This window comes from Phytohabitans sp. LJ34 (assembly GCF_052068095.1).
In the GTDB taxonomy this organism is placed as follows: domain Bacteria; phylum Actinomycetota; class Actinomycetes; order Mycobacteriales; family Micromonosporaceae; genus Phytohabitans.
The window spans coordinates 17,428-39,166 of the sequence record NZ_JBQHDG010000007.1 but is presented as its reverse complement, the minus strand read 5'-3'; the positions used below and the strand labels follow the sequence as shown (position 1 = coordinate 39,166).

16 protein-coding genes are annotated in these 21,739 nt (G+C 72.9%); 9 read left to right on the top strand and 7 right to left on the bottom strand.

Translation table 11 applies throughout. The features are described 5' to 3' along the window. Positions 1–190: 190 nt before the first annotated feature. Positions 191–3,211 carry a tetratricopeptide repeat protein gene (locus ACTMTJ_RS14405; RefSeq protein WP_441216885.1) on the bottom strand — a complete coding sequence of 1,007 codons (3,021 nt, stop codon included), beginning with the start codon at positions 3,209–3,211 and terminating at the stop codon, positions 191–193. A 139-nt stretch (positions 3,212–3,350) separates the two neighbouring features. Here ACTMTJ_RS14405 and ACTMTJ_RS14400 point away from each other — a divergent pair, with 139 nt between their 5' ends. Continuing rightward, positions 3,351–5,438, top strand: coding sequence for an NPCBM/NEW2 domain-containing protein (locus ACTMTJ_RS14400; protein ID WP_441216884.1), 2,088 nt, complete (start codon positions 3,351–3,353; stop codon positions 5,436–5,438). A gap of 25 nt (positions 5,439–5,463) precedes the next feature. Here the strand turns inward: ACTMTJ_RS14400 and ACTMTJ_RS14395 are convergent, their stop codons facing one another. Together ACTMTJ_RS14395 and ACTMTJ_RS14390 are read right to left on the bottom strand one after the other, a co-directional pair. Beyond that, positions 5,464–6,639 carry an alpha/beta hydrolase family protein gene (locus ACTMTJ_RS14395; protein WP_441216883.1) on the bottom strand — a complete coding sequence of 392 codons (1,176 nt, stop codon included), beginning with the start codon at positions 6,637–6,639 and terminating at the stop codon, positions 5,464–5,466. A gap of 11 nt (positions 6,640–6,650) precedes the next feature. After that, positions 6,651–6,866: a hypothetical protein gene (locus ACTMTJ_RS14390; protein WP_441216882.1), complete on the bottom strand. Its 216-nt coding sequence runs from the start codon at positions 6,864–6,866 to the stop codon at positions 6,651–6,653. A gap of 139 nt (positions 6,867–7,005) precedes the next feature. Between ACTMTJ_RS14390 and ACTMTJ_RS14385 the strand changes: the two genes are divergently transcribed. The 4 genes from ACTMTJ_RS14385 to ACTMTJ_RS14370 all read left to right on the top strand — a co-directional run bounded on the left by ACTMTJ_RS14385 (position 7,006) and on the right by ACTMTJ_RS14370 (position 12,409). After that, positions 7,006–8,241 (top strand): sensor histidine kinase, encoded by a 1,236-nt coding sequence (locus ACTMTJ_RS14385; RefSeq protein WP_441216881.1) that lies wholly within the window; start codon positions 7,006–7,008, stop codon positions 8,239–8,241. Then, on the top strand, positions 8,229–8,882 hold the full coding sequence (locus tag ACTMTJ_RS14380; RefSeq protein WP_441216880.1) for a response regulator: 654 nt from the start codon (positions 8,229–8,231) through the stop codon (positions 8,880–8,882). The genes ACTMTJ_RS14385 and ACTMTJ_RS14380 overlap by 13 nt, the downstream gene beginning before the upstream one ends. Before the next feature lie 278 nt (positions 8,883–9,160). Continuing rightward, positions 9,161–9,916, top strand: a complete 756-nt coding sequence (locus ACTMTJ_RS14375; protein ID WP_441216879.1) for an ABC transporter ATP-binding protein — start codon at positions 9,161–9,163, stop codon at positions 9,914–9,916. Positions 9,917–9,919: 3 nt separating this feature from the next. Continuing rightward, entirely contained in the window at positions 9,920–12,409 is a 2,490-nt protein-coding gene (locus ACTMTJ_RS14370; RefSeq protein ID WP_441216878.1) for an FtsX-like permease family protein, read from the top strand. On the opposite strand, the gene ACTMTJ_RS14365 is transcribed toward ACTMTJ_RS14370, so the two are convergent. From ACTMTJ_RS14365 to ACTMTJ_RS14350, 4 genes are all read right to left on the bottom strand, one after another. Continuing rightward, the gene (locus tag ACTMTJ_RS14365) at positions 12,377–13,393 is read right to left on the bottom strand and encodes a helix-turn-helix domain-containing protein (protein WP_441216877.1); all 1,017 of its coding nucleotides are present in this window, start codon (positions 13,391–13,393) and stop codon (positions 12,377–12,379) included. The two genes, ACTMTJ_RS14370 and ACTMTJ_RS14365, sit on opposite strands and share 33 nt — an antisense overlap. Positions 13,394–13,729: 336 nt before the next feature. Continuing rightward, on the bottom strand, positions 13,730–14,458 hold the full coding sequence (locus tag ACTMTJ_RS14360) for a cupin domain-containing protein (protein WP_441216876.1): 729 nt from the start codon (positions 14,456–14,458) through the stop codon (positions 13,730–13,732). Continuing rightward, on the bottom strand, positions 14,455–15,363 hold the full coding sequence (locus ACTMTJ_RS14355) for a PmoA family protein (protein ID WP_441216875.1): 909 nt from the start codon (positions 15,361–15,363) through the stop codon (positions 14,455–14,457). The genes ACTMTJ_RS14360 and ACTMTJ_RS14355 overlap by 4 nt, the downstream gene beginning before the upstream one ends. Next, complete coding sequence (locus ACTMTJ_RS14350; protein ID WP_441216874.1) at positions 15,360–16,463, bottom strand: Gfo/Idh/MocA family protein; 1,104 nt, start codon at positions 16,461–16,463, stop codon at positions 15,360–15,362. Before ACTMTJ_RS14350 ends, ACTMTJ_RS14355 begins: the two co-directional genes overlap by 4 nt. A gap of 121 nt (positions 16,464–16,584) precedes the next feature. Here ACTMTJ_RS14350 and ACTMTJ_RS14345 point away from each other — a divergent pair, with 121 nt between their 5' ends. The 4 genes from ACTMTJ_RS14345 to ACTMTJ_RS14330 are packed head-to-tail and all read left to right on the top strand — an operon-like array spanning position 16,585 to position 20,579. After that, the gene (locus ACTMTJ_RS14345) at positions 16,585–17,112 is read left to right on the top strand and encodes a PadR family transcriptional regulator (RefSeq protein ID WP_441216873.1); all 528 of its coding nucleotides are present in this window, start codon (positions 16,585–16,587) and stop codon (positions 17,110–17,112) included. Then, complete coding sequence (locus tag ACTMTJ_RS14340; protein ID WP_441216872.1) at positions 17,109–17,840, top strand: ABC transporter ATP-binding protein; 732 nt, start codon at positions 17,109–17,111, stop codon at positions 17,838–17,840. The genes ACTMTJ_RS14345 and ACTMTJ_RS14340 overlap by 4 nt, the downstream gene beginning before the upstream one ends. Before the next feature lie 5 nt (positions 17,841–17,845). After that, positions 17,846–19,681 (top strand): FtsX-like permease family protein, encoded by a 1,836-nt coding sequence (locus tag ACTMTJ_RS14335; protein WP_441216871.1) that lies wholly within the window; start codon positions 17,846–17,848, stop codon positions 19,679–19,681. A 58-nt stretch (positions 19,682–19,739) separates the two neighbouring features. Beyond that, positions 19,740–20,579 (top strand): aldo/keto reductase, encoded by an 840-nt coding sequence (locus tag ACTMTJ_RS14330; RefSeq protein ID WP_441216870.1) that lies wholly within the window; start codon positions 19,740–19,742, stop codon positions 20,577–20,579. Positions 20,580–21,739 lie beyond the last annotated feature (1,160 nt).

The window sequence follows — 21,739 nt, the reverse complement described above, 5'->3', positions numbered from 1 at the left end:
TGTCGCGTCTCAGAAGGATGCAGCATCGTCGACGTGGACCTGGTCGGTCTGTTCGACACGTCGGAGGTCGTGATCACGTCGTCGCGAGGCCTCTACTGTGGACTCTAGGAAGACCCCGCGGCGGCGGGTCTTCGCCACCTGATCGTGGTCGCCCTCCCGAGTGCCGGCTCGCCGGTACGCGGGAGGGCGGTCACCCGTCGACGAGCGCTTGGGCCTGTTCTTCGACGAGCCCGTACTCGAGCTGGCGGGCGATCGCCAGGGCGCGCGAGGCGTGGTCGAGAGCCTCGTCGTGCCGGCCGAGCGCGCGGAACGCACCGGCGAGGCCGACGAGGGCCAGCGCCTCCGGGTGCCGGTCTCCGGTTTCGCGGGCGAGCGCCAGCGCCCGTTCGTGGTGTCGCGCCGCGTCGTCATGCCGGCCGGTGCGGTGGGCGAGGGCGCCGAGGGTGTTGAGGATCTCGGCTTCGATCCGGCGCTCGCCGAGCTCGCGGGTCAACGCCAGCGCGCTCTGGCCGAGCCGTGCCGCCTCGTCGACGGCGCCGACGTCGCACCGCACCGCGGCCAGGACGCGCAAGGTGGTCGCCTCGTTGGTGCGGTCGCCCAGCTCCTGGAAAAGCGGCAGTGCCTCGGTGAGGTACTCCATCGCCTCGTCGAGGCGGCCCTGGGCGTGCCGGATCTCGCCGAGGTAGCCGAGGTCGGTGGCCTCGCCGAGCCTCGATCCGATCGCGCGGTTGATGGTCAGCGCCGTGGCGCAGCACTCGCTCGCCCGCTCCAGCCGACCCATGTGCAGGTAGGCGCGTCCGAGATGGATCAGCGTGACCCCCTCGCCAAACCGCCACCCATTCGCGCGGCACAGCTTCAGACCCTGTTCGAGGTAGTCGACGGCGTCCCGCAGCCGCCCCGAGTCACGGTGCATGACGCCCAGCTGGCAGGTGGCGGCGGCCTCGCACTGCGCCCAACCGATCCGTTCGGCGAGGGCCAGCGCGGGCTCGTACAGCGCGATGGCCAGCTCGCGCCGGCCCTGCCGGTAGTGGGAGTCGCCGAGGCTGAGGTGCAGGGCGGCCTGGGCGCGCAGGTCGCCCTCCGCCTCGGCGGCGGTCAGCGCGGTCTTCGCCGCGTCCTGCCAGTCGACGATGTGCATGCCCAGCCAGAAGTAGCCGCGCAGCGCGTCGGCCAGCAGCCAGGCGCCGGACCGGGGCCCGTGCGCGGCGGCGTGCCGGATCGCGGCGACGAGGTTGGCGCGTTCGGCGTCCAGCCAGGCGAGCGCGGCGGCCTCGTCGGCCATGGCGGCCGGGGTCGGCACGTCGACGGCCGGCATCGGCAGCCGCATGCTCTGCCCGTACAGCATGCGTGCCGCGCTGTCGGCTCCGTTCAGGTACCAGTCGTGCAGGCGCCGCAGCGCCGCCTGGCGGTCGTGGCCGGAGTCTTCGGCGTGGGCGCGTTCGGCGGCGTAGTGGCGCAGCAGGTCGTGGCAGCTGTACCGGCCCAGGACCGGATGGTTGACGAGGTGGACGGCGACCAGACTGTCGAGCTGGCGGCGGGCCTGCGCCGTGTCGGTGCCGGCGAGCGCCGCCGCCGCCTCGACGGTGATGTCCGGCCCGGGAGCGAGCCCGAGCAGCCGGAACGCCCGCCGGGCGTCGGGGTGCAGCGTCCGGTACGACAGGTCGAAGGCGCGGCGTACCTCGGTCTGCTCGTCGCCGTCGACGTCCAGCGCGCTCAGCCGGTCGCCTTCACGCAGCGCGGTGACGTAGTCGGCGACGCTCGGCCACGGGTGGCAGATCAGGTTGGCGGCGGCCACCCGCAACGCCAGCGGCAAGTAGGAGCAGGTGCGGGCCAGCTCCTCGACGGCCGCCGGCTCGGCCGCCACCCGGTCCGGCCCGAGGACCGCGGCCAGGAGGGCGTGCGCCTCGTCCGGGCTGAGCACGTCGAGGGGCAGGCTTTCGGCGCCGTCACGGGCGAGCAGACCGGTCAGCCTGTCCCGGCTGGTGACCAGCACCAGGCAGCCGGGGCTGCCCGGCAGCAGCGGGCGGACCTGGTCGGCGTTGGCGGCGTTGTCGAGCACCACCAGCATCTGGCGGTCGGCCAGCAGCGACCGGTATCGGCCGGCCGCCGTCTGCACGTCGACCGGGATCTGCTCGGCCGGCTCGCCGAGTGAACGCAGCATGTGTGCCAGCGCCTCGATCGGGCGTACCGGCGCTTCGCCGGCGAAGCCGCGCAGGTTGAGGTACAGCTGCCCGTCGGGGAACCGGCCGCGGACCCGGTGGCCCCAGTGCACCGCGAGAGCGGTCTTGCCGACGCCGGCCGTGCCCGCGATGGCCGAGATGACCACCGTGCTCGCCGCTCGCCCCGGGTGTCCCGGCAGCAGCTCGTCGAGCGTGCGCAGGTGGTCGGCCCGTCCGGTGAAGCCGGGCACGTCGGCGGGCAGCTGTGCGGGGATCTCCGGTGCGGGGCCGTCGTCGCCGGCGGGGGTGGGCGTCTCGGACCGCGGCCACACCTCGGACTCGTTGCGCAGGATCGCGGTGTGCAGCCGCTGGAGCGGCGAGCCCGGGGTCAGGCCCAGCTCGTCCGCGAGCCGGACGCGCAGCCGGTCGTACGCCGCCAGGGCCTCGGACTGCCGGCCGGAGCCGTGCAGGGCGAGCATGAGCTGCCCGACCAGGCGCTCGCGGAGCGGGTGCGCGGCGACCAGCTCGGCGATCTCACCCACCAGCTCCCGAGCCCTGCCGAGGCCGAGCTCCAGGTCGAAGCACTCTTCGACGGCGGTGAGCCGCTGCTCCTCCAGGCGCAGCACGACCGCGTCGATCGCCGGCCCGGAAAGGCCGGACAGGGCGGGCCCGCGCCACAGCCGCAACGCGGATCTCAGCTTCGCGGCCGCCGCCGTGGACTCCGCCCGGCCGGCCTGGTCGAGAGCTTCGGCCACGAGGTCGGTGAAGACCTGGGCGTCCAGCTCGCCGGGGCGCGGCACGATCCGGTATCCGCGACCGTCGCTGACGATGGTGGAATCCCGTGCGCCGCCGCCGGACAGCGCGCGGCGCAGCGCCGATACGTCGTTTTGGATCTGGCGTCGAGCGGTCGCCGGCGGGTCGTCATCCCAGACCGCGTCCACCAGGCGCTCCAGCGGGATCACCTGGCCGGCGTTGGCTAGCAGTAGCGCCAGGACCGTCGCCTGTCGCCGGCCGGTCGGGACGATCGAGCGATCGCCATCCACCACTTTCACCGGCCCCAGGATGAGAAACCTCACCTCGCCTCCCCGTCGTCCCCCGGCCACGATACCGGCTCGGGCAAGGAGGTATTGACGGTTAACTTTATTTAGTGTTCTCTCTGTGTGAGAGCGCTCTCTTGTCCTGGGGGTCCGGATGTTCGTACGCCGCGCCGCAACGCTCGCCATCCTCGTGGCGGCCGCCAGTCTCACCGCCGTCGCCGGTCCGACCGGCACCGGAGGCGCCACCGCGGTGACCCCGCCACCGGGTCCGATCGCCGCGCCGCCAATGGGCTGGAACAGCTGGAACCGGTTCGGCTGCGACATCGACGAAAACCTGATCAAGGCCACCGCCGACGCGCTGGTCAGCAGCGGGCTGCGCGAGGCCGGCTACACCTACGTCAACATCGACGACTGCTGGATGGCCAGCACCCGCGACGCGCAGGGGCGCCTCCAGCCACATCCGACCCGCTTTCCGGGCGGCATCAAGGCGCTCGCCGACTACGTGCACGCGCGCGGGCTCAAGCTCGGCATCTACGAGTCGGCCGGCACGGCCACCTGCCAGGGTCTGCCGGGCAGCCTCGACCACGAGACCGTCGACGCGCAGACCTTCGCCTCCTGGGAGGTCGACTACCTCAAGTACGACAACTGCAACCACCAGAACAGGCCCGACGCCGAACGCTACCGGGCCATGGGCGAGGCGCTGCGGGCCACCGGACGCTCCATTGTGTACAGCATCTGCAATTGGGGCCTCGCCGACCCGTGGCTGTTCGGCCCGACGGTCGGCGGGGTGGCCTGGCGCACGACCGGCGACATCAGCGACTCGTGGGGCAGCGTGACCTCGATCCTCGACCAGCAGGCGGGGCTCGAAGTGTTCGCCCGCAAGGGTTTCTACAACGACCCCGACATGCTCGAGGTGGGCAACGGCGGCATGACGCAGGCGGAGTACACGGCGCACTTCTCGCTGTGGGCGCTGCTCTCCTCGCCGATGCTGCTCGGCAACGACCTGCGTTCGATGTCCGCGAGCACACTTTCCATCGTGGCCAACCGCGACGTGCTGGCGGTCAACCAGGACTGGGGTGGCTCGCAAGGGCGCCGGGTGGCCGACTTCGGCGAGACCGAGGTGTGGGCCAAGCCGATGAGCGACGGGTCAGCCGCCGTGGTGCTGTTCAACCGGACCGGCGCGCCGGCCACGGTCGCGACGACGGCGGCCGGCGTCGGGATCGGCGGTTCCAGCCAGTACACGGTGAAGGACCTGTGGTCGAAGGCCACGTCGACCTCGGCCGGCGCCATCTCGGCGACGGTGCCCGCGCACGGCGTGGTGATGTACCGGGTGACCCGCGCCGGCTCGCTGGCCGCGCCGCCGGCGTCCGGCACGCTCCAGGTCGGCGACATGAGCTGGCTCGCGTCGTCGAACGGGTGGGGTCCGGTCGAGCGCGACCGGTCCAACGGGGAGCAGGGCGCGGGCGACGGCGGCCCGATCAGCGTCGGCGGCACGACGTTCGCCAAGGGGATCGGAGCCCACGCCGACTCCGCCGTCCACGTCTTCCTGGGCCGTGCGTGCCGCACCTTCAGCACGCGGGTCGGTGTCGACGCCGAGAGCGGCGGCAACGGCTCGGTGCGCTTCGCCGTCTACGGCGACGGGCGGCTGCTCGGACACACCGTCGTGAAGGGCGGGGGACAGGCGCCGACGACACTCGCGGTCTCCACCGGCGGCTATCTGGCCCTGGAGTTACGCGCGACCGACGCGCGCGACAGCATCGACTACGACCATGCCGACTGGGGCAGCCCGACGCTCGTCTGCGGCGGTTCGGGCGCCGGCTCGTTCGCCTCCGACCGCGCCTGGTCGTCGTCCACGAACGGTTGGGGCAGTGCCGAGCGCGACCAGTCCAACGGCGAGCAGCTCACCTCCGACGGCGGCGTGCAGGCGGTCAACGGCGCCTTCTATCCAAAGGGCATCGGCGTACACGCCGCCGCCGACCTGGCGATCGGGGTGGCCGGGTGCAGCCGCTTCACCGCGGTGGCCGGCATCGACGCGGAGACCGCCGGCCGGGGCAGTGCCGTGTTCTCCCTGGTGGCCGACGGCACGACCGTCTACACGAGCCCGACCGTGACCGCGGCGTCGCCGGTCCTCGTCGACGTCGACGTCGCGGGCCGCACGACGCTGCGCCTTGTCGTGGCCGACGCGGGCGACGGCAAGGACTACGACCACGCCGACTGGGCGGACGCCCGCCTGCTCTGCTGACGGCCGTCCACCCAGGACCGGGTGCTCAGTCGTGGTCGCGCAGCCAGTGCCGGATGTCCTTCAGCACGGCCGCGTCGGGCTCGCCGTACGCGCCGTTGAACTTGGACGTCACGTTCATGGCGTGGCCGACCCCCGGGTACGTGATGACCGTGTGGTCGGTGCGCCCGGCCTTGGCGATGGCCGCGTCCGCGATCAGCGCCGAACGCGCCGGGGTCTGCACGTCGTTCTCACCGTTGAGCAGCAGCGTGGGTCCGTCGAACCTGGGCAGGTCCTCGGACACGTCGGAGAACCGGTCGATGTCGACGAGGTAGGCGGCGATGTCCGGCGGGATGCCCGTCGCGTTCGGATAGTTGTCGATGCCGCTCTTCTTACGCAGGATCGGGCCGACCTCCGCGTCGATGGCGAGCCTACCGTCCCGGTTGCGGTCGGCGCCGCGGGTGAGCACCTCGCGGTAGAGCGTGACGACCTCGTCCGGCTGCCCGACGAGACCGTCGGTGGACTCCCTGTCGGTGAGCTGCCCGTCGCCGTCGACGTCGAACTCCTCGTGCAGCTGGGCGAGCTGGCGGCCGAAGAGCTGATAGGTGATCAGCTCGCGGATGTTGGAGCCGACCACGCCCATCGCGACCACCGCGGCCGGCTCGGGGATGCCGGCGGCCGCCGGGTTCGCGGCGAGGTTGCTGGCGACCTGCGTGCCCTCGCTGTGTCCGAGCAGGACGATCCGCGCGGGGTCCACCTTGGACAGCGTGGTGGCGAAGCGCACGACCGACGCCGCGTCACGCAGGATCTGCTCGTACGGCTTCGGCGGGTTGAGCTGTGCCTCGTCGTCGGACAGCACCGGCCCGACGTCGGTGACGCCGCGCTTGTTGAAGCGCAGGACGGCGTACCCTTCGCGGTTGGCGGCCTGGGCGACCGGCACGAAGATCGAGCCCGCCCCTTCCGGCAGCGTCTCGTTCATGTCGTTGTCGCCGCTGCCGTGCAGCAGCACCACCAGCGGCAGGCGGCCACCCGAGCCGCGCGGGTAGGTCAGCTCGCCCTTCGACGTCCAGCCCTTCTCCATGCGGATCGACACGGGTTCGCGGACGATGCCGGCCCAGCCCGACGCGGCGCCGGCCGGCGTCTGGGCCTGTGCGACCGGGACGCCCACGCCGAGCAGCGCGGCGACGGCGGCCGCCACTCCGATGACGCGTACTTTCGACGACATTCCACTCTCCTCTATGGACGATTCCGGTAGTGGTGCACGGTCAGCGCGGTGACGCAGGCGAGCGTGACGACGCCGAAGGCGACGCCCGCGACCGGGCTCAGCCCGCTGGCCGAGGTGACCGCGTTGGCCGCGGCGCTGACGATGAGGAGCAGCCACAGCACGGGGCGCAGCAGCCCTCGGTCGCGGCGGTGCTCGGATGCGGGAGAGATGCGATACGGATCGTTCATGTGACTGACGCTAGGGACACACCGGGCCGGGGGACGATCCAGCCAGCACGCGGACCGGGGTATAGCAGGCTGTACTTCTCGGCCGGAAATCTCGCCTGGAGCGCGACCGGTGCCCTAAGGTCACTGGCCGGGAGGTGGGATGACGATCCGGCGCTATCTGCGGCACCGCGCGCACGTCTCCGTCGACGCCCTGGAGCATCTGGTCGGCGGGCTGGGCACGGCGCTGCTCGCGCTGGCCGCGCTGGTGGCGCTTGTCGCGGTCGCCGTCTCCTGCGCCGCGGGCGTCGGGCTTCTGCTGGCGCCGTCCGCGCTGCGGATGGTGCGGGCGATCGCCGACCGGGAGCGCGCCCGCCTGACCCGGTGGGGTCCGGAGGTGATCGGCCCGGCACCGGTGCCGGAGCGGCTGCGCGCCGCCCTGCGCGACGCGGGCGTGCGCCGTGAGCTCGGGTGGGTGGCCGTGCACGCCACGTGCGGGTTCGTCATCGGCCTGCTGGGCCTCGCGCTGCCGCTGTACGCGTTGCAGTTCCTCACGTTCCCGTTGTGGTACTGGCTGCTGCCGCCCGAGGCAGGTGGGCCGGGCATCGTGTACTGGCGGATCGACGGGCTGGTGGACGCGCTCGCGGTAGGGCTGATGGGCGTCGGGTGGCTGGCCGTCGTCGTCGGCCTCGGGCCGGGTTTGGCGCGGTTGCAGGCCTGGCCGGGGCGCCGCCTGCTGCCACCGTCCGCCGGCACCGACCTGTCGCTGCGGGTGGCGCAGCTGACCGCCACGCGCGCGGCGGCCCTCGACGCCCACGCCGCCGAGCTGCGCCGCATCGAGCGTTCCCTGCACGACGGCACCCAAAACCGGCTGGTGGCGGTCAACGTCCTGCTCGGCGCCGCCCGGCGGGCACTGGCTCGGGATCCGGCGGTCGCCGCGGACGTGCTGGAGCGGGCGCAGGACGCCGCCGAGCAGGCCCTCGCGGAGCTGCGCACCGTCGTGCGCGGCATCCTGCCGCCGGTCCTGGCCGACCGCGGGCTCGCCGCCGCCCTGACCGGCCTGGCCGGCGGCAGCGGCGTGCCCTGCCGGGTCGACGTCGACGTGACCGGCCGGTGTGCCGTCTCGGTCGAGGCCACCGCCTACTTCGTGGTGGCCGAGGCACTGTCCAACGTGGCCAAGCACAGCGGCGCCGCCACCGCCACCGTCACGGTGCGCCGCGCCGGCGACCGGCTGCTGCTGCGGGTGGACGACGACGGGCACGGCGGCGCCGCGGAGGCCGACGGCTCCGGGATCGCCGGCATCCGCCGGCGGGTCGAGGCGTACGACGGCCGCTTTTCGCTGACCAGCCCACCCGGTGGGCCGACGACTCTACAGGTGGAGCTGCCATGCGGATCGTGATCGCCGAAGACGATCCACTGCTGCGCGAGGGGTTGGCCCTGCTGCTGCGCGCCGAGTCGCTCGACGTGGTCGCCACCACGGATTCGCCCGGCGCGTTCCTGTCCGCCGTGGACGCCTACGCGCCGGACGTGGCCATCGTGGACGTCCGGATGCCGCCCACCCACACCGACGAGGGGATCGTCGCCGCCGTCGAGGCACGGCGCCGGCGCCCCGGCCTGGCCGTGCTCGTGCTGTCGGCGTACGTCGAGCAGACCTTCGCGACCGAGCTGCTCGCCGGCGGCGCGGCCCGGCTGGGCTACCTGCTGAAGGAACGCGTGGGCCGGGTCGACGAGTTTCTCACCGCGCTGCACCGGGTGGCCGGGGGCGGCACCGCGGTCGACCCCGAGGTGGTCGGCCAGCTGCTGTCGCGCAGCCGCCCCGACAGCACGCTGAGCCGGCTGAGCCCGCGCGAGCGCGACGTGCTCGCGCTGATGGCCGAAGGGCTCGGCAACACCGCCATCGCCGAGCGCCTGTTCGTCACCGAAGGCGCCGTGCACAAGCACATCCGCAGCATCTTCGCCAAGCTCGACCTGGCGCCGGACGACCGCGCCGACCGGCGGGTCACGGCCGTGCTGCGCTACCTGGAGGAAACGCAGACCTGAGGGAAAAATTTGGGCTACCGCGATTTGCGTCGTGGTCCAGGCCGTTGCTCCCGCGGCGTCGCCCGTTCGCCGCTGGTCACGCTCACCCCGGCGGCTGCGCCGGGCCTTGCGGCCGGGGTAGGTAGGTGCGCGCGGGATGCGTTTGCTCTGCTTCCCTGGAGGGAGGTAGTGCCTGCTATACCATCGCTGGCCCGTAGGCTGCATGGCTGTCCGTCCACAGTCGCCATAGCGTTTTCCGTGTGCTGTCAACCAGTGAATACACGGAAAGGCGAGACACGATGTCCGTCTACATGGAACAGCCCGCGGTGCGGGTCGAAGGGCTCACCCGCACCTACGCTGCCGGCGACCAGACGGTGACCGCGCTGGCCGGCGTCGACGCGACGTTCGCGCGTGGCACGTTCACCGCGGTGATGGGGCCGTCCGGCTCCGGCAAGAGCACGCTGCTCCAGGCGGCCGCCGGACTCGACCGCCCGACGGCCGGCCGGGCCTGGATCGGCGACACCGAGCTTTCCCGGCTCTCCGAGACCGCGCTGACGAAGCTGCGGCGCGACCGGATCGGCTTCGTCTTCCAGGCGTACAACTTCATCAACGCGCTCACCGTCGAGGAGAACATCGTGCTGCCGATGCGGCTGTCCGGTGCCCGCCCCGACCGGCGGTGGCTGGCGCACGTCGTCGAGCGGGTGGGGCTGGGCGCACGGTTGCGGCACCGGCCGGCGCAGCTTTCCGGCGGTCAGCAGCAGCGGGTGGCGATCGCCCGGGCGCTGGCCATGCGACCCGACGTCATCTTCGCCGACGAGCCGACCGGCGCCCTCGACACCGGGACGGCGGCGGAGGTGCTCGCCCTGCTGCGGGCGATCGTGGACGAGCACGCGCAGACCGTCGTGATGGTCACCCACGACCCGGTCGCCGCCTCGTACGCCGACCGGGTGGTGGTCCTCGCGGACGGACGGATCGTGGCCGACATGCCGCAGCCCGGCGCCGACCGCATCGCGGAGCACCTGGCGTCGCTGGGCCGCGCCGGACGGGTGGGCTGAGCGGTGACCGCCCTGGCCCTTCGCATGCTGCGCCACCGTGCCGGCAGCGTCGCCGCCACGCTGGTCGCCCTCGCCGCTGGCGTCATGATCCTGATGAGCATGGGCACGCTGACCGAGTCCGGGCTGCTGTTCCGGCCGCAGCCCCAGCGGTACGCGGCCGCCGACATCGTCGTGGCGCACCGCGACATTACCTTCACCAGCAAGACTTTCGACGGCGAGACCGAGCGCACGACGGTGGCGCTGCCCGAGGGCGGCACCGTCCCGGACACGCTGGCGGACCAGATCCGCCAGCTCCCGGGCGTCACCGCCGCCGTCGCGGACACCTCGATCCCGGTGGTACCGCTGGCGGCCGCGTCCGTGCCGGTCACGGGCCACGGGTGGAGCAGCGCCGCCCTGACGCCCTACCGGCTGCTGGCCGGGGTGGCGCCACGCGCCGACGGCGAGGTCGTGCTCGACGCGCGGGCGGCCGGCGCACTCCACTCTGGACAGCAGGTCGACCTGCTGGTCGGCGGCAGCCCACGGCGATACCGGATCAGCGGGATCGCCCAGGGGAGCGGGCCCGCCGCGGTGTTCTTCACCGACGACCATGCCGCGGCGCTCAACCCGCACCCCGGACGCGTCGACGCCGTCGGCCTCATCGCCGTCGACCGGGCCGCGCTCACCCCGGCGGTGGAACGGCTGGCCGAGGCCGCCGGAGCGAAGGTGTACACCGGCGCCGACCGCGGGCTGGCCGAGCGGTCGGACAGCGCGGACGCCCAGGAGTTGCTGGTCATCGTCGGCGCGTCGTTCGGCGGGTACGTCGCGATGCTCATCCTCGCCGTCGTCGCCGGCACGATCGGCCTGTCCGTCCGGCACCGGCGCCGCGACCTCGCACTGCTGCGCGCCATCGCCGCGACGCCCGGCCAGGTACGCCGGATGATCATGGCGGAGGCGGCGCTGCTGAGCGGCGTCGCCGCGGTGCTGGGCGTACCGGCCGGTGCCGTCGCCAGCCACTGGCTGCACGGCGAGCTCGTCGCGCGGGGGTTCGTCCCCGAGGCGTTCCCGATGGCCAGCGGTGTGCTGTCCGGCGTCGCGGCGGTCGTCGCCACGACGCTCGTCGCGGTGCTCTCGGCGCTGATCGCCGCGCGCCGGGTGACCGCCATCCGCCCCACCGAGGCCCTCGGTGAGGTGGCCGTCGAGCCGGCTCGCAGCGGCCGGGTTCGCCTCGGCTTCGGGGTGGCGGCGCTGGTCGGCGCGACGTCGTCCAGCGCGTTCACGGTCGGCACGAGCGGGCAGGCCGCGCTGGCCGGCGCGATCGGCATGCTGTACCTGTTCGTCACCGCGGTCGCGCTGCTGGCGCCGTGGATCAACCGGGCGGCGGCCCGGCTGCTGGCCCCGGTGCTGCGCCGGGTCTGGGGCGCCAGCGGCTACCTCGCCTCGGCCAACCTGCGGGCCAACGCCCAGGGCATGGCCACCGTCCTGACCGCGCTGGTGCTGGCCGTCGGGTTCGGCGGCTCGGTGTGGTTTCTCCAGGACAACCTGGAACGGCAGACGGTCGCGCAGAGCCGCGACGGGACACTCGCCGAGCACGCGCTGGTCTCCGCGGCCGGGTTGCCCGCCACCGCGGCCGACCAGGCCAGGCAGATCCAGGGTGTGCGGGCCGCGACCCCCGTTCGCCGTACCAGTGTGATCGTGAAGGTCTTCGACGGGGCGGAGTCGGTCGCGGCCCGCGCGATCGACCCGGACGGCGCCGCCGCGACCATGGATCTCGACGTGACCGCGGGCAGCCTGGCCGACCTGAGGGGCGCGACCATCGCGGTGTCGTCGGTCCGCGCCTCGGGACAGGGCTGGGAGCTCGGCGAACATGTCGACGTGTGGCTCGGCGACGGCACCCCGGCCACGCTGCGGGTCGCCGCGATCTACCGGCGCGGGCTGGGCTTCGGCGACATCCTCCTCGACCGGGAGACCGTCGCCGGGCACACGTCCCGAAACCTCGACGACGAGATCCTGATCCGGGCCGACGCCGGCGCCCCACTCGCCGACCTGGCCGCCCGCTACCCGACCAGCAGGGTGGTCCCCGCCGCCGACCTCACCGGCCGGCTCGCCGAGGACCTGGCGATCAGCGCCTGGCTCAACAAGCTGCTGATCGGCGTCATGGTCGGCTACGCCGCCCTGGCGGCCGCGAACACCATGGTCGTCGCCGCGCTGGCCCGCCGCCGCGAGCTGGCCGTGCTCCGCCTCGCCGGCGTCACCCGCCGCCAGATCAAGAACATGGTCCACGCCGAACAGAGCGGCCTGCTCGGCGTCGCGCTGGCCATCGGCGCGGCGATCGCCGCCGTGACCCTGGCCGCGGTCGTGAACGCGCTGACCGGCGACCCGATCCCGTACGTGCCGCCGCTCGGCTGGGCGGCCGTGCTCGGCGGGGCGTCGCTGCTCGCCCTGACCACGACGGTGCTCCCGATCGGCCGGCTGCTCCGCGCCTCACCGATCGAGAACATCGGACTGCGGGAGTAGCAGGTGGGGGCGTCCCGGCCTTCCGCTGAGCCGATCGCCGGTCTCCCGCTCGGCCTCGGTGAGTCGCCGCCACTCCGACGGGCTGTGCCCGTACCGCCGCTTGAACGCGCGCGAGAACGTCGAGTGGTCGGAGAACCCGCACCTCCGACCGATCGCGGCGATCGACACGCGCGCGTTCGCGGGGTCGGTCAGCTCGCCCGCGGCCCGGCCGAGCCGCTCGGTCCTGATCCAATCGCCGAGCGAGACGTCCATCCGGGCGAGCACCGCGTAGAGGTACCGCTTCGAGATGCCGAAGTGCGCGGCGATCGTGTCGGCGCTCAGCTCCGGGTCTCCCGCGGCGGCCCGCAGATGCAGCATGATCCGCATGCCGATCGTCTGGCCGAGATGACCACCGCGTTCGCCGCCCGCGCTGGTCAGCAAGGCGCGGAGCAGCTCGATCGTCGGGTACGCGAGCGAGGCCGCCTCCGCCTCCGAGAGCGGGGGAAGCGTGGCCAGCTCGGCCAGGTAGGTGGCGACCATCTGCCCGAGCGGGCTGCCACCGATGTCGCGCACCATCACACCGCGCAGGAACAGGTAGGGCAGACCCAGCTCCTCCATGGTCACGGTGACCGACCGGGCCCGGACCGGCACGTCCGCCTGGAGCCGGAGCGGGTCCCGGCTCCAGTACGCCACCATGGACCCGGATCGCCGGCGGTCCAGGCGGTCGTTCTGCTCGATCGTGTACGGCCCGGAGGAGAGCGTCACGACCAGCCGGGGTGTGGGGTCGCGCCGCGCGAGCTTCGCGGACCGGAAGCCCTGGAAGTTGTCGAGCGTGGTCTCGGTGACGTTGACCCCGCCGAAGTAGCGGTCAAGGTGCTCGAAGCTGACCGCGCGGCCAGGGTCGGCCGGCCGCGCCCGGAACGCCACCGAGCAGTGGCGGGCCGCCTCGTCGAGGATGTCGACGCGGGAGGAGGGGTCCTCGCCGCTCAAACTGAAGTAACGCACCCCGCGGCCCTCCGGTTGCCAGTACGGGAAGGGTAACCCGGCTTACGCCGGTTTCCACGCCCTGGCGTTCTTCTCGCCTTTGCTCTGCTCCCCTATGGGAGGCGGCTGGGCGGTGACCACTATGGGGAAGCAGAGCAAAGGCGCCCGCGCGCAGCTACCTCGCCGGACCCACCTGGGCCGGCGCGGCCGGTGGGGTGCGCGTGACCAGCGGCGGAGGGGCGAGGCCGCGGGAGCGACGGTCTGGACCACGACGGACGTCGCGGCAGCTCAAGTCTATTGTGGAATGATTCGCGGACCGGGACGACCCAGGCCGGCATGGCGGGATGGGAGCTGGCGTCACTCGCGGGCGTGAACGTGTACGTCGTATGTGCGCAGGCGGCCGCACATGCCGAAGCGGCGGGTCTCGCTGGGCGGCGCCTGGAGCAATGCGGCGCCGCGCAAATGGCTGGCGTCGCCGCGTTCGAGCGCGTCGAGTACCGCGGCGGTGTGGCTCGTCTCCCGCGCGACGGTCCGTTCCCAGGTGCGGCGCCAGCCGGCCACGCGGGGCCGGACGAGGGCGGCCGCGGCGTCGTAGAAGCGTTCGAGTGGTTTCGGGTCACCGGCTCGCAGGCTGTGCGCGAGCTGGTGGAAGCCCTCGACCGCGAGGTCGCGCCGGCGGCGCGCAGCCGCGTCGAGGTCCGCCTCCGCCGCCCCGTCGGGCAGCGTCGCGTGCTTCCGATAGCGGTCCGGGTCGGCGACGATGTCGGTCGGGAACGTCATGACGGCGTCGCCGGCCTCGGGGAGGCCGGCGTTGGCCATCACCACGACCACGCGGAGGCCGCCGTCGTTGACCGCGCGGTGGATGGTGCCGGGCGTGAACCACACGGTGCTGCCCGCTTCGAGCGGGGTCTCGCGCGACCCGCCGAGGTCGAGGGTGTGCAGGGCGCCGCGGCCCTCGATGACGACGTAGGCCTCGGTCGAGGCGGTGTGCAGGTGCGGCGTGCCGCCGGCCAGCCCGTCGGGGCAGGTGCTGGTGTAGACGTCGAGGCGGGTGACGGAGGTGCCGCCGGGGAAGGCGCGGGTCACGGCGACACCACCACCGACCGGCCGAGCTTCGCGAGCCGGGCCGTCCCCTCGTCGCCGTGGTCGCCGGCCGACACGACGACCGCGTACCGGAACCGGAGCGTGTCGCGGTCGGGCAGGGCCAGCTCCTCGCTGAAGAACGGAGCGGGGCACAGGCAGGCGAACTCCTCGGTGCGGGTGAACCACTGCGGCGGGTGCCGCGGGTTGGCGGTGTCGTCGACCATGACGATCGTCGACCACCGCCCGGTCCCGTCGTGCCGGCCGCGGAAGGCGAACCACTCGGCGCGCACGCCGCGCAGGTCGTTGCCGCTGCCGGTGCCGCTCGGCGCCTGCACGGTGCCGCCGGTGAACGACCTCGGCCCGCGCCAGAACAGGCCGCCGTACCCGGCGTTGGGCCGCCCTTTCGTCGTCGGCGATCCGATGTGGAGGGTGGCGCCGGAGACGTTCGTCATCGCGGTCTCGAAGGTCAGGACCCAGGCGGTCTCGTCGACGAGCGTGGCGGTCAGGGCGCGCTCTTCCTCGACGACCGGCGCGCCGGCCTGGGAGGTCCAGTCGAGCCGGTGCCCGATCCGCGCCTGGCCGTCCTGGGTGGACAGTGCGGTGAGCTCGCGGTGCGTGGCGCTGCCGTTGTTGTCCCGCTGCACGTAGGAGCTGCCGTGCACGTAGGTGGGACCGCCCCAGAAGTTGTGCTCGCCGACGTGGGGGAGCGACCAGGCGATGCCCTTGTGCCACACGTGGTCGTGCGGGCGAAACAGGCTGACCTCGTCGCCGGCGAGCGTGCGGATCGGGTGCAGGTAGGGCTTGGGTGACTCCAGGACCGGCGTGTCCGGCCGGTAGACGTAGGTGAACAGGTCGACGCCGCCGGCGGTGACGGTGATCGACTCGTCGACGACGTGGGTCACTTTCACGGGGCGCTGGTTTCCTTCCAGGGTGCGCCGGTGCCGTCCATCCGCGCGGCGAACGGGTGGTCCGGACCGATCTGTCCACTGCGGACGCGCTGCCCGGTGAACGCGGACGCGTAGAGCGCGGCGACGAACTCCATCGTCGGCCGGGTGTCGGACACGGTGACCGGTGGCGCCTCGCCCCGGTCGAGGGCGTCGAACACCGCGGCCAGCTGGGCGGAATGCCCGCTCGGCACGTTGTCGGCCGGCGCGTTCCACCCGGTCAGGAGGGTGGCCTGCCCGGGTGCCGGGGTGAAGGTCCAGTCCCGGTCGTCGTACCCGTAGAGGTGCTCGACCTCGACGGTGGCGTGCTCGTAGTCGAAGCGCAGGGCCGACGTCTGCCGCGGCGAGATGACCGAGTTGACGACCGAGGCCACCGCGCCGTTGTCGAAGGTGACCAGGGCCATCGACAGGTCTTCGGTGTCGGTGGGCCGGGCCTGGCGGGCGGCCACCGCGGTGACCTCCCGCCACGGCCCGAGCACCGACAGCAGCAGGTCGAACTGGTGGATCCCGTGGCCCATCGTGGGCCCGCCGCCCTCGGACTCCCACGTGCCGCGCCAGGGTGCGGCGAAGTACTCGTCGTCCCGGTACCACTGGGTGGCGCAGGTGGCCAGCAGCGGCCGGCCGAGGTCGCCGGCGGCGGCCATCCGCCGGAGGCGTACGGCCGCGGAGCCGAAGCGGTGCTGGAACACGGTGGCCACGTGGCCACCGGAGTCCGCCTCGGCCGCGGCGAGCGTGTCGAACTCGGCGAGCGAGAGCGTGGGCGGCTTCTCCACCAGCACCGTGGCGCCGGCCCGCAGGCACCGCAGGGCCAGCGGGGCGTGCTGCTCCGGTGGCGTGCACAGGTGCACCAGGTCCAACTCGTGCGCGTCGAGCAGCTCGGCGACGCCGTCGTAGGTGTGCGGCACGTCCCAGCGTTCCGCGAAGGTCTTGGCCCGGGTCAGGTCGACGTCGGCGACGGCGACCAGATCGGCCCGGCCCGGCAGGCGTCGCAGGGCTTCCGCGTGGATGGTGGCGATCGCTCCGGTGCCGACGATCGCGGCCCGGTACCTGCGCTCAGACATCATGCGGCATCAATCTACGCCTCCCGTAGCGGTGCGCCGACGATACCGCGGAGGGCTTGACGGGCGGGGATAACCGTTACATAGTGGATAACGGTTATCTGGCTAACGGTTATCCGGAGGGTCGATGCGGCAGGAAGTGGTGCTCGCCATGCTGGCCAAGGAGCCCTCGCATGGCTACGAGCTGCGCGCGCGGCTGCGCGACGCGCTCGGCCCGCTCGGCGACACGATGAACGCCGGGCAGATCTACGTCACGCTGACCCGGCTGGAAAAGGCCGGCCTGCTGGCGGTCGAAAGGTCCGCCGACGGAGGCGACCAGTCGGATCGCAAGGTGTACGCGCTCACCGCCGACGGCCAGCAGCGGGTCGCCGAGTGGATCGCCGAGGTGAGCTGGCCACGCCCCGACCTCGCCGAGTTCCACCTCAAGCTGATCGCGGCCGCGTCGGCCGGGCTGGCCGACCCGCTCACCGTCGTCGACACCCAGCGCCGCGAGCTGCTGCGCCGGCTGCGTGACGCCCAGCGCGCCGCCATGGCCGAGCCGCACCGTTCGGACGCGGCGCTGTTGCTGGAGGGCGTCGTGCTCCGGCTCCAGGCCGACCTGCGCTGGCTCGAGGCGTGCGAGCACAACTGGACCCACCGAAGGAGCGGATCGTGAGCGACGTGCTTCGTGCCCGCGGGCTGCTGAAGCATTACGGCAGGGGCGATGGTCTGGTGCGCGCCGTCGACGGCGTCGATCTCGACGTCCGTAGGGGCGAGACCGTCGCGGTGATGGGGCCCAGCGGCTGCGGAAAGTCCACATTGCTGCATCTGCTCGGCGGCCTCGACCGGCCCTCGGGTGGCGAGGTGTCGCTCGACGGCCGCCGCATCGACGACATCAGCGAGCGGGCCCTGGCCCGGATGCGACGCACCGCCGTCGGGTTCGTCTTCCAGTCCTTCCACCTGATGGAGGAGCTCACCGCCGTCGAAAACGTCGAGCTGTCCGCTCTGCTGGCCGGGCGCTCGCCGCGAGCCGCGAGGCGGCGTGCCGAGGAGCTGCTGGAGCGGGTCGGGCTCGCCGACCGCGCGCGTTTCCTGCCTTCCGCGCTCTCCGGCGGCCAGCGGCAGCGGGTCGCGGTCGCCCGTGCGTTGAGCAACGAGCCGCTCGTCGTGCTCGCCGACGAGCCGACCGGAAACCTCGACAGCGCCGCCACACTCGACGTGCTCCAGCTCTTCGAGAGCCTGCACGGATCCGGTCAGACGCTGGTCATCGTCACCCACGACGCGCGGATCGCGGCCACCGCCGACCGGCTGATCACGATGCGCGACGGCGCGTTCGTCGACGAGACAAGGCTGACCGGCGGCACCACCGGGCGGCTCGGCGCCCTCGTCGGTCTGGAGGACTGACGGCTATGGGCCGCATCCTCCTCGTGGGCCGCCTCGCCCTGCGCGACCTCCGGCGGCGCCGCACCGAGGCCGTGCTCCTGCTGCTGGCCGTCATGGCGGCCACGACGACGCTGACGCTCGGGCTCGTGCTGCGCGACGCCGCCAGCGATCCGTACCAGAGCACCCGCGAGGCCACCAACGGCCCCGACGTCGTCGCCAGCGTCGCCCGGGCCGGCGGCCTTTCCGACCTGGACGCACTGGCCACCGCTCCCGGCGTCACCGACCACAGTGGACCGTTCCCGGTCACGCACGCGCGGCTTCAGGTATCCGGCCGGACATCCGACGTCCAGGTCGTCGGGCGCGACACCGCCACCGCGCCGGTCGACCAGCCCGAGGTGGTAAACGGCCGGTGGGTGAGCGATGGCGGCGTGGTGCTCGAGGCCGCCTTCGCCAGCGCGCTCGACGTGCGGGTCGGCGATCCGGTCACTGTGGACGGCCGGTCGTTCGAGGTGGTCGGCGTCGCGGTCACCGCCGCCATGCCGCCCTATCCAAAGAGCTCCTGCTACTTCCCCTGCCTCAACGGTGCCGTGCCCGCCGGCGAGGCCGTGCCCGCCGGGCTGCTGCACAACCCCGGCCTGGTCTGGCTCACCCAGGCGGATGTGCGGAGCCTCACGCCGGATCCAGCCTCCCTGGGGTACGTGATGCCCCTGAAGCTGGCCGACCCCGACGCCGCCCAGACGTTCGTCGACACGCACACCGGCGACCGCGCCGGCACGACACCCATGCGCTCCTGGCAGGAGATCGTCGAAGACGCCACCGAGGTGGCCCGAGACTCCCAGATCCTCCTGCTGATCGGCGCCTGGCTGCTCGGCCTGCTCGCCGTGGCAAGCCTTTCCGTCCTCGTCGGAGGCCGGATGGCCGACCAGACAAGGCGCGTCGGGCTCCTCAAGGCGGTCGGTGGCACACCGGGCCTCGTCGCCGCCGTGCTGCTCGCGGAGTACATCCTCGTGGCCCTCGTCGCCGCCGCGGCCGGGCTGGTGGTCGGATGGCTGGCCGCGCCTCTGCTCGCCGAGTCGAGCGCCGGCCTCGTCGGCGGTGCGGGCACACCGCCGATGAACCTGTCGACCATCGGTCTCGTCGCCGCCGTGGCGGTGGCCGTCGCGGTGGTGGCGACCGCCGTGCCGGCCCTGCGCGCCGCCCGCTCCAGCACCGTCGACGCGCTGGCCGACTCGCCCCGCCCACCCCGCCGCGTCGGCTGGCTGATCGCGGTCTCGGCGCGCCTGCCCGTGCCGCTGCTGCTCGCCTCCCGGGTCGCCGCCCGCCGCCCACGACGGGTCGTGCTGGGTGTGGCCAGCATCGCGGTTACGGTCAGCGGGATCTACGTCCTGCTCGTACTCGACGCTTTCCTCGACACCCAAGCGGCCGCCGGCGGATACGGCGAGGCCCAGCTGGCGGTGCTGCGCCACGTGATCCTCGTCTGGATGGTCATCCTGCTCTCCCTGGCGGCGGTCAACGCCGTCGTCGTCACCTGGGCGACCGTGCTCGACAACAGGCGTTCGTCGGCGCTGGCGCGCGCGCTCGGCGCCACCCCGCGCGAGGTGAGCGTGGCGCTGGCGGCCGCGCAGGTGCTCCCCGCACTAGCCGGCGCCATCCTCGGCGTCTTCCCGGGCGGCTACGCGCTCTTCGCCGCCATCAACGCGATCACCGGCGGCGAGCGCGCCAGGGCCACGCTTCCGTCGTCCTGGCAGCTGCTCGCCCTGGTGGTGGCGACGGTGCTCGTGGTGGCGGCGCTCACCGCCGTCCCCGCCGGCCTCGGCGGCCGCCGTCCCGTGTCCGACACCCTCCGCGGCGCGTCCACCTGACTCGCCGCGGCCGACCCCCGACCGCGCGGTGCGGTGGCCGGCAAGGTTGGATGGACAGATGACGTCGACTACCGCACCCACCGTCACCCTTCCGCACGGCGCCGAGATGCCGCGCCTGGGATTGGGCACCTGGCCGATGGACGACGCCGCCGCCGAGACGACGGTGGCCGCCGCGATCGAGCTGGGCTACCGGCTCGTCGACACCGCGGAAAACTACGGCAACGAGCGCGGCGTCGGGCGCGGGCTGAAGGCCTCGGGTGTGCCGCGCGAGGAGCTGTTCGTCACGACCAAGTTCAACAAGCGGTGGCACGGCGTGGAGCTGGCCGCCGAGGCGTTCGAACGCGGCGCCGACCGGCTCGGGCTGGAGTACATCGACCTGCTGCTCATCCACTGGCCCAACCCTCAGCAGGACCGATACGTCGAGGCTTTCCAAGGCCTGGTCCGGCTGCTGGAGGCCGGCCGCCTGCGCGCGATCGGCACGTCGAACTTCAAGCCCGCCCACCTGGACCGGGTCATCGCCGAGACCGGTGTCGTGCCGGACGTCAACCAGATCCAGCTGAGCCCGACCGTGACCCGCGAGTCGGCCCGCGCCTACCACACCCAGCACGGGATCGTCACCCAGTCGTGGTCGCCGATCGGCGGTTCGAGCAACGACGTGCTGCGCGAGCCGGTCGTGGTCGACGTCGCCGAGCGCCACGGCCGCACGCCGGCACAGGTCGTGCTCCGCTGGCACATGGAGCTGGGCCTGACGACCATCCCCAAGTCCAGCGACCCGGAGCGGCTCGCGCAAAACCTCGACATCTTCGACTTCACGCTCTCCACCGACGAGGTGGCCGCCATCTCCGCGCTCGACCAGGGCGACGCCGCCGGCGCCGACTCCGACGCCTTCGGACACTGACGCCGGCCGGTCGGCGTAGAGAGCTTTCGGGGTCGCCGACCGTTTCTTCGAGGCATATTTGCCCACGTTCGCGTCAGCTGCGGACCGTATGCTCCCGCGGGCACCGTTCCCGGCCGGCGGCTCGCAGCGCTCGCCGAAATCCCCGGCCGTCCACTGCCAGGTCCGCGCGACAAGCCCCGACGGGTCTTCGCGGGGCCTACCTGCGCCATCCTGACGCGGCGTAACCCGGTCAAGTGGACGAGACTTCGAGATCTAGGAGACCTAGGGTTGAAATAGCGCCCTAACTCTCCTAGATCTCGGATCTCACGCGGCTCACACCGCCGCGCGGGTACTCGCGGCGACGAAACCTGTGTTGTTTTCAGGATCGCCGATCCGGGAGCAGGCATTGTGGACAGACGTCGACCACCGGCTGGCGCGAGCTCGATCCGCCCCCGCCGGTTGCGCGCAGGGGTGAGCGCGACCAGCGGCGGACGGGTGAGGCCGCGGGAAACGCACCCCAAGAAAACGCTCCGCCGCGCTCCACGTTTCCCCGGGGCCCCGCGCAGCGGTCTGGACCACGACGACGTCGCGGTAGCTCAAACCTCTGTCTAAATAGGGCGGACCTGGCGAGTGGTGGGGTTCAGCCGAGCCAGAAGGCGCAGTTGTGCTCGGCCGCGAGGGACGTGGTCACCTTGCTCGCTCCGCCGGTGCGGAGCCGCATGACGTTCTGGCCGGAGCCGTACACCGGCCACTGTGGAGCGCCGCGGAAGTTGGGGTCGCCGCGGTGCGCGAAGGCGCTCCTGCTGTGCGGTCAGCGGCCGTTCGCCGAGCGTGAAGTCGAACATGTACGCGAGCTCGGCGCTGTGCCCGTTGGACACTTTTCCGACCTGGTGCTGCCGGTCATGATGGGGACCGCGTTCCAGCTCCCGCCGGCATACGCCTCCGCGAACGACTTCGGTAGGGACGCTCCGCCCACCTTGGACGCGCCATCGGCGACGGGAGTGGACGGATGGGCACGCCCACGGGGAATGGGTGCGCGGAAACCGCGGTGGAGCCGAACGGGAGAGGTGGGGCGAGAGCGTGCTGGCTGGCGACGGTTCAGGCGAGTACGCCGGGCGGAAACCCGGGTGGAACGGTCGCGGCGCCGGCGCCTTCGCTGGCCGGCCGAGGCGGGGGAAGAC